Annotated in this window: 1 pseudogene; it reads left to right on the forward strand. The window is 45.4% G+C overall.

The annotated features are described in order from the left end of the window. Window positions 1–345 (forward strand): annotated as a pseudogene (locus tag B3180_RS12320) (dihydroorotase); the annotation flags it as partial. Between the last annotated feature and the right edge of the window lie 199 nt (window positions 346–544).

A 544-nucleotide genomic window follows, 5' to 3' on the forward strand; every position in this document is an offset into this window, starting at 1 on the left:
CTGCAACAGGCTGCACTGTCCGGAAGCCCGAAGTTTTTTCTGGGAACAGACTCTGCTCCACACGTGCAGGCGAGTAAAGAAACGGCTTGTGGTTGTGCCGGATGTTACTCGGCACCTGCGGCTATAGAGCTCTATGCTGAGTTTTTTAGCCAGCATAATGCATTGGATAAATTGGCTAACTTTGCCAGTGGCTATGGTGCCGATTTTTATCAATTGCCGCGTAATACAGATACCATTGAACTTGTTCAGCAGGAATGGACTGTGGCTGATACGGTAGATACGGCAACAGGACCCATGGTGCCTTACTGGGCTGGCTCGAGGTTGCAATGGAAGCTCAAGTGCTAGTATTACAGTTAAAGCACGACAAATGGGCTATGATGAAAGATATAAACTGCTCGAACCTTATTCTTTTTGTAATGAGCGGTGCAAAGTTTCTGTTAACATACATGAAAAAATAATAAAGGATGCTGCTGGGTGTTAGGATTTTCGAAGCAGAAACAAAATGGTCACCGTATTTGCTTTCAGATAACGCAAACCAGCGTCC

Source organism: Idiomarina sp. UBA4206 (assembly GCF_002383015.1).
Lineage (GTDB): Bacteria > Pseudomonadota > Gammaproteobacteria > Enterobacterales > Alteromonadaceae > Idiomarina > Idiomarina abyssalis.